This window comes from Terriglobales bacterium, from assembly GCA_035651995.1.
In the GTDB taxonomy this organism is placed as follows: Bacteria; Acidobacteriota; Terriglobia; order Terriglobales; family Acidobacteriaceae; genus DASRER01.
This window is the reverse complement of record DASRER010000020.1, coordinates 334,379-341,075: the sequence shown is the minus strand read 5'-3', so window position 1 is coordinate 341,075 and position 6,697 is coordinate 334,379. Positions and strand designations below refer to the sequence as shown.

At 63.7% G+C, this 6,697-nt stretch carries 9 protein-coding genes and 5 tRNA genes; 2 read left to right on the top strand and 12 right to left on the bottom strand.

Going from position 1 to position 6,697, the window contains the following annotated elements; all coding sequences use genetic code 11:
- The 8 genes from VFA60_07455 to VFA60_07420 all read right to left on the bottom strand — a co-directional run.
- A partial coding sequence (locus VFA60_07455) for a GTP-binding protein (GenBank protein ID HZQ91608.1) occupies window positions 1-141 on the bottom strand: 141 nt, incomplete at its 3' end.
- Window positions 142-188: 47 nt separating this feature from the next.
- A complete protein-coding gene (locus VFA60_07450; protein HZQ91607.1) occupies window positions 189-533 on the bottom strand; it encodes a hypothetical protein in 345 nt (114 codons plus the stop codon).
- Between the two features lie 13 nt (window positions 534-546).
- A tRNA-Gly gene (locus VFA60_07445) sits at window positions 547-621 on the bottom strand.
- Window positions 622-659: 38 nt separating this feature from the next.
- Window positions 660-735, bottom strand: a tRNA-Thr gene (locus VFA60_07440).
- A 26-nt stretch (window positions 736-761) separates the two neighbouring features.
- A tRNA-Thr gene (locus VFA60_07435) sits at window positions 762-879 on the bottom strand.
- Window positions 880-897: 18 nt separating this feature from the next.
- Entirely contained in the window at window positions 898-1,065 is a 168-nt protein-coding gene (locus VFA60_07430; protein ID HZQ91606.1) for a hypothetical protein, read from the bottom strand.
- Between the two features lie 30 nt (window positions 1,066-1,095).
- Window positions 1,096-1,184 (bottom strand) — tRNA-Tyr (locus tag VFA60_07425).
- Window positions 1,185-1,471: 287 nt separating this feature from the next.
- Window positions 1,472-1,547 (bottom strand) — tRNA-Thr (locus VFA60_07420).
- Between the two features lie 233 nt (window positions 1,548-1,780).
- On the opposite strand from VFA60_07420, the gene VFA60_07415 reads away from it, so the two are divergent.
- Entirely contained in the window at window positions 1,781-2,875 is a 1,095-nt protein-coding gene (locus VFA60_07415; protein ID HZQ91605.1) for a hypothetical protein, read from the top strand.
- Window positions 2,876-3,055: 180 nt separating this feature from the next.
- Here the strand turns inward: VFA60_07415 and VFA60_07410 are convergent, their stop codons facing one another.
- The 3 genes from VFA60_07410 to ruvA all read right to left on the bottom strand — a co-directional run bounded on the left by VFA60_07410 (window position 3,056) and on the right by ruvA (window position 5,038).
- Window positions 3,056-3,817 carry a hypothetical protein gene (locus tag VFA60_07410; GenBank protein HZQ91604.1) on the bottom strand — a complete coding sequence of 254 codons (762 nt, stop codon included), beginning with the start codon at window positions 3,815-3,817 and terminating at the stop codon, window positions 3,056-3,058.
- 7 nt (window positions 3,818-3,824) lie between these two features.
- A complete protein-coding gene (locus VFA60_07405; GenBank protein ID HZQ91603.1) occupies window positions 3,825-4,370 on the bottom strand; it encodes an SgcJ/EcaC family oxidoreductase in 546 nt (181 codons plus the stop codon).
- 80 nt (window positions 4,371-4,450) lie between these two features.
- Window positions 4,451-5,038: a Holliday junction branch migration protein RuvA gene (gene ruvA / locus VFA60_07400; GenBank protein HZQ91602.1), complete on the bottom strand. Its 588-nt coding sequence runs from the start codon at window positions 5,036-5,038 to the stop codon at window positions 4,451-4,453.
- Between the two features lie 61 nt (window positions 5,039-5,099).
- On the opposite strand from ruvA, the gene VFA60_07395 reads away from it, so the two are divergent.
- On the top strand, window positions 5,100-5,906 hold the full coding sequence (locus tag VFA60_07395) for a POTRA domain-containing protein (protein ID HZQ91601.1): 807 nt from the start codon (window positions 5,100-5,102) through the stop codon (window positions 5,904-5,906).
- A 48-nt stretch (window positions 5,907-5,954) separates the two neighbouring features.
- On the opposite strand, the gene VFA60_07390 is transcribed toward VFA60_07395, so the two are convergent.
- The gene (locus VFA60_07390; GenBank protein HZQ91600.1) at window positions 5,955-6,689 is read right to left on the bottom strand and encodes a hypothetical protein; all 735 of its coding nucleotides are present in this window, start codon (window positions 6,687-6,689) and stop codon (window positions 5,955-5,957) included.
- Window positions 6,690-6,697: the final 8 nt, after the last annotated feature.

Sequence of the window (6,697 nt, the reverse complement as noted above, 5' to 3'; positions counted from 1 at the left end):
CGACCGGAACTGGATCTTCGGGTTGTGCTTCGACAGCACCTTGGTGATCGCCGCCGTGAGCGTCGTCTTGCCGTGGTCGATGTGCCCGATCGTCCCCACGTTCACGTGCGGCTTGCTGCGATCAAATTTTTCTTTGGCCATTGCCCTTCCTCTGCTTCAGGCGTCCCTGCGGACGCGCATCTCGTGAACTAATACGTTTCAAACAACCGCGCGAACTTCTCGCGCAACTTCGGCTCAACCTGCTCCAGCCGCGTCAAATAAAACTCGCGCATCTGCGCCTGGTCGCTCACCGTCAGCGCCGCGTACAGCGCCTGCGCCGATTGCCCCGACGCCAGCGCCGGGTCGAGCGCCTCCAGCACCCGGGCGGCGAGCAACTTCTCCCACTCGCGCACGCGCAACCCGCGGCTGCGCAGCTCCCCCAGGAACTGCCCCGCGCGAGACGCGAAGACCCTCTCCACCGCGCCGCGCAACTGCTCAAATTCCTGCGGCCGCTCGATCTTGATCTGCGCCTGAACGAACCGGGTGCCGCTCATGCCACCAAATCTCTGGAGCGGGAGACGGGAATCGAACCCGCGACCAACAGCTTGGAAGGCTGTGACTCTACCACTGAGTTACTCCCGCCCTTGCCGCCCTACCGCACTCCAGCCGCTTCAATACTCTGGAGCCGATGACCAGGATTGAACTGGTGACCTCTCCCTTACCAAGGGAGTGCTCTACCAACTGAGCTACATCGGCTCGAACTCTGTTCACTCCCTGGGCTCTGGAGCCGATGACCAGGATCCAAAACCAGAACTGGTGACATCTTCATTCTTTAGTCGCCGCAACGTCCCTGCGGCGACCCTTACCAAGGGAGTGCTCTACCAGCCGAGCTACATCGGCTTGAAACTCTTCTCGCCGCTACTCCCTGGGCGCGTTCTCCGCGCTTCGCTCAGGATTCATCGTGTCGCGGCGATGCAGCATTGTTTTCACCGCGAACATTGCCAGGATGGCCAGCGCTACCAGCCGCAGCTTCGTATCCTGAATCACCAGCAGCTCGAAAACCGCCAGGGCCGCGTACACCGCCATCGCCACAAAAAAAACGATTCACATCACACCTGGTGGACAGGGGAGGATTCGAACCTCCGTAGCTCGCAAGGAGCGGCAGATTTACAGTCTGCTGCCATTAACCACTCGGCCACCTGTCCTTTTCTCTAAGGCTCCGCAACGCTTCGCTGCTGCGCCCTCGCCTGCGGCGCGCGCTATCCCAGGGCGCGTCCTCGGCTCCACCCGTTCCTTGTAGTTGGGTTTCCACAAGCGCGACGCTGCTTTCAATCACAAGACGAAAACGTGCCGGAGCATACTGGCGCACCAGGATTTCGTTGACCACATTCCGTAGGAGGCGTGGATTTGGTTGATTGAAGGACTGCGTTGCTGCCGCGGCTTTCTGTCGCACGCGCCACGCGGGCGCGCGAAACCCCGATCACCTTTTTTCTGGAGCTGGCGAAGGGATTCGAACCCCCGACCCTCTGATTACAAATCAGATGCTCTACCAGCTGAGCTACGCCAGCTAATCCCTTCCCGCTCCACGGGATAAAGGATAAAGGTTAGCACAACGGTACTTGGCTTGCAAGAGAACCACCGCTGGAAATACCTCTCCCGCCCCGGCCCCGACCGCACACCGGGTAATCCGCGGACAGGCGCCGGCAAATGCCCTCGCCCGGCTTGAAATCTTACCCAAATCGTCCGGATTTCGCCAGTTTCACCCTCGCAGATTCCGGCTTCGCCCTCCGCACCGGCCGTCATGCGACAATTCCCTCGCATGCGCCGCCGCGCTATTCCCATCCTGGTTGTCGTGGTGCTCTTGCTGGCGGCCGCCGTCTTCTTCGTGCTGCGCCGTGCCGGCCCGCCCGAGGCCGCCCGCCTGCTGCCCGACGCCGACGCCATCCTTTACGTCGACGTTGCTTCGCTGCGCCGCGGCGGCGTGTTCTCGCACATGGGCGCGGTCACGCGCGAGCCTGGGTACGAGGACTTCGTCCGCCAGACCGGCTTCCAGTTCGAGCGCGACCTCGACCAGACCGCCTTCGCGGTTCACGCCTCGCGGCCCCCGGCGCCGGGCGCGCCACCCAATCCTGACGCCGACTATCCGCGCTACTCCGAAGTATTCGAAGGCCGCTTTGATGCCGACCGCATCTTTCGCTACTTTCGTCCGCGCTCTTCCGGCAGCGAACGCTACCGCGGAATCGAAGTCCTCAGCATCCCGCACGAAGGGCGCACGGTTCGCTTCGCCATCCTCGGGCCGAACCTGGCCACCGCCTCCAACACCGTAAGCTTCGACGCCATTCACCAGATCATTGACCACTACCGCAGCGTCGCCCTGCCCTTCGCCGGTCCGCCGCTGCTGGCCGGCCACTACCGCCGCGTGCCCTTCGCGGCGCTGGCGTGGCTGATCGCGCGTGTGGCCCCCGATTCGGGCCGGTCGGCGCCAACGCCCGCCATGAGCGGCATTCGCATCTCTTCGCTGCTCGGCGATCTCGCCGCCGGTTCGGTGGTGGTCGGCTCGCTGCGCTTTACCGGCAAGGTCGAATTGAAGGTCGAGGCCCTGGCGCCCGACGAAGCGCACGCCCGCCGGATCGCCGATAACGCCGGCGCCTGGCTGAGCATGCTGCGCGCGCTCGAATCCGGCTCGGAAACCCGCGGCAGCGATCCCGACGTGAAGGCGCTGTTTGACAGCCTCAAAGTCGAGCAGCAGAAGGAAAGCGCCGTGCTGCGGGCCGAGTTCCCGCCCAAGCTGCTGGAAAAAATCGTCACCGAACCGCCCACACCAGTTGGCGGCACTGCGCCGCCACCGACGACAGCGCCGGCTCAGCCGCAGTCTCGCGGCAAGGGGAAGAAGTAAGGTTCGAAAACTCCCGCGCGGATTCTCACCGTTGGACCGATCAAGCGAGGCGCGCGTCAAAAAGCCTGTTTGCACGACGAGGTGACGATCACTTGGTCAGCAGATAGAAATCAGAAGATGTCTTAGGGGCACGAGAATCTCGTGGACTTTACCCGATTCCGCGATTTCTCAATGACCCGATTAGCGCACGACCGTGACCTGGAACGTCCCGCCAATCTCGCCGGGATCGTCGCGTCCCTTCACAAAGGTCACGAGCCGGGGATCGGCGGACGGCCTGGGCGCGTCTTCATCCTGGTCGCGCCGCCGCTCGATGCGCGAAGGCGGCGGACCGGCCGGCGCCGCGGGCTTCGCCGCTGGATCAATCGTCGTGTCGAGCAGGCGCAACTCGCGCAGTTCATAGAAGCGCCCGCCGTTGGGCGCGATGTACTCGTCATACACCACGCCGGTAAGCAGATACGTGCGGTCGCGCCACTCCAGCATCATCGGCGCCTTGCGCAGCACCGAGGCGATGACCAGCTCAGGCGCGGTCGGCGGTCCGGGCCGGTAGTCGACCTTCAGCCGCACCTTGCTGCCGTCATCGAGCACGTAGTAATCGGACTCGAGGACTCTTGCCAGTTCGTCGAAGTCGCCGGCGCGCGCCTCGCATACTTCGCCGCGGTTCACCTTCAGGATCCAGTAGGTCTGAGCGATCGGGGCGCCCTGCATGCGCAAAGACGTCTCCAGCGCCGCCGCCCAGCTCCAGTTCCCGCACGGCTGCCGCGCCACCACCACCGGCACGTCCCCCAGCGTCGCTTCTTTGCCCGCCAGCCGAACGAAGGTCGCCTGCTTCTTCTTGTCGGCGGCCCGCACAGCAAGCGCGGCGAGCAGGACCGCGACGAACCCGTAGAGACGTAGCTTGCTACGTCTGCCCTTCACGCCGGCAAGAACGTCGGGAGCTCTCACACCTTCCTCACGGCTTTAAATCCATCATCGCCTTGCCGGTTTCCATGTCCGCCGGCACAGAGATGTGATCGTGCACGATCAGCCACTTGCCGTCGTACTTGCGCACGCCGCTGGTGGCGCGCAGCCACAGGTCCATCTTCTGGCCGTTCTTCATCGTCCCGGAGATCCGTTCCAGGGCATGAACGAAGCCGACATCGCCGCTGGCCACGACGCGCATTTCGCGAAACTCCACCTCGATCGGCCCGGTGAACATGCCCAGGAACTCCTCGTAGTCCTTGCGATACGCAGCCGCCCCCTTGTACTCGAGCGGCGCCACAATGTCGTACGCCACCACGTCGTCGCCTCGGGCATACATCGCCATGATCGCTTCAATGTCGCGAGCGCGGAAGGCCGTCGCCCAGCGCTCGTACAAATCTTTGATCGCTGCCTCGGTCGTCATCTTCGCACCGAATCGCGATGCCCGCGGCGCCGGCTTCTCGGACTTCTTCTCCTGTGCCCACCCGCTGCCCGCAATTAAGAGCACCGCCGCCAGCACCGCATTCGTTCTACGCATGCGCGCCTCCTCTGTCCCGCTCGTCACGCGCAATGTTTTTGCTGTCCCCTATCCACTGTCCACTGGCCGCTATTCACTGCTTATTTCGAAAGCTGCGCCAGCGAATCGCGGAACAGCGCCTCGAAGCTCTTCGCGCCGCCGTTGCGCGCCGCCGCCGCCAGCGCCCGCTCCGCCGCCCCGCGCTGATATCCCAGGTTGACCAGGGCCGAGATCACGTCTTCTTCCGTGGGTGAAGCCGCGGCCGCGGCCGGCGCCGCTCCGAACGCCTCCAGCTTGTCGCGCAGCTCCAGCACCATGCGCTCGGCCGTCTTCCGGCCGATTCCCGGAATGCGCGTCAGCCGCGCCACGTCGCCGCCGCGGATGGCCCCAACCATCGCGTCGCTCGGCATCCCGCTCAGGATGGTGATCGCCAGTTTCGGACCGATGCCGCTCACCGCCAGCAGCCTGGTGAACAGCTGCTTCTCGCGCTCGCGCAGGAACCCGAACAGCGCAATGGCATCGTCGCGCACATGCGTGTAGACGTGCAGCGCCACCTCGCTCCCTGCGTCGGGCAGTTCGGCAAATGTCGGCACGCTGATGGTGAGGTCGTAGCCCACGCCGTCGCGCGTCTCGATCACAGCCTGGTTGGGATTCTTGGAAAGCAGCCGTCCGCGCAGGTGGGCAATCACGAGAGCAGTTTCCAGTTTCTAGTTTCCAGTTTCAAGTGGATTGTAGAGCTACAATTTCGCCATGGCATTGGCTGTTTGCATCACCTTGCTGCTTAGCACCGCGAACTATCCGCGGGCGCAGACAGCGGCCGGCATTGCCATTCGGAACGTCGCCTATACCGGGGACGTGCAGCTTCCCGCCGAGGAAACTAGCCGTCTCACCGCGCAGTTGAAGTCCGCCGACCTTTACGGGCCGGACTGGAAGACCGAACTTGAACAACGAGCGATGGCGTTCTGGCAGGACCATGGCTATTTCAAGGTCGCGGCACCCGCCACGGTGCAGCCGATCACTGACGTGGGCGGCACACACATCTTCGACGTCAGCTTCGAAGTGCGAGCCGGAAAGCAGTATCGCTTGCGCAATCTCGAATTTCGCGGAGCCCACGTCGACGTCCAGGCCCTGCGGCGCCTGATACCGATTCAAACTGGCGACATCTTTGCGCGCAGCAAGATCGTGGCCGGACTGGACAACCTGCGGCGCGCGTATGGTGAGTTGGGCTACATTAACTTCACTAGCGTGCCTGACACGCAGGTCAACGATGCAGGCGGGACCATTGACCTGCTGATTGACCTCGATGAGGGCCCTCAATACACGGTTCGCAACGTGGACCTGACGGGAATCGCGCCTGAGCTGGCTGCAACCCTCAGGAGACGCCTGCTCCTCCGCCCGGGCGACGTCTACAATCATCGACTTGCAGAATATTTCTTTCGCCAGAACGCCGATCTGCTGCCGCGCGGCTCAACTCCGGAAAAGAATCTGATCCTTACGCGCGACGACGTTGCCCACACCGTGAACCTCACGTATGACTTCGCAAACACCACTCGCTAGTCGCAAGGATATTGATTCTTCGGGAAACGGGAATCGAACAACGGGCAACTAGCCCCTTCGCTTGTTGTAGATCGCGAACTCGAAGCCGGAGTTGGGCGGGAACAGCTCGTTGACCTTGCGCAGGCGCTCGGCCAGCGCCGCCGGCGCCAGCAGCGGATAGTCACGCTCGCGCAGGTCGTAATAGTCCACGTCCAGGCACATGGAGAGCAGATAAATCGCGATCGCGTCGGAAAACGCCGCTTCCAGGTAGTCGTGCTTGGCGCGCTCCGTGTCGCCGTTGGCCGCCGTCGCCAGCTTGCGCAGCTCGTAGGCGTCCAGGCTGCTCTCGCCGCGCACTCGTTCTTCCACCTGCCGCCACGCCAGGTCGGCAAACGCGTCGCTCACGCCGGCACGCTCCACGAACGCGTGCCCCACGTTGATGTAGAACTCGAAGGCCACCGAGAAGCGGTCTTCCATCAGCCGCGTGGAGATGAACACGCACTGCGAATCGCCCATGCTGATGTTGCGGTGGCACACCGCCTGGTCGCTCAGCGCCACGTCGTAGCGGTCGGCGATCACCGTGTCGTCGCCCTGGTTCACCGTGAGCGGAACAAAGTAGTAGGCCTTGCGCTCCAGCGCCGCCGCAATCGGCCGCGGCACCGCCGCCACAATGCGGTCCAGGTCCGGCGCCGGCAGCGTGATCTGCCCGCTGGTGGCGTAGCAGATCCCGTTGGCCGCCTGAGAGACCGGCGCCTGCCGCACAATTTCACTCACCGGATGCGTGATCGCCTGGGTCGTGGCCATGTGGACTG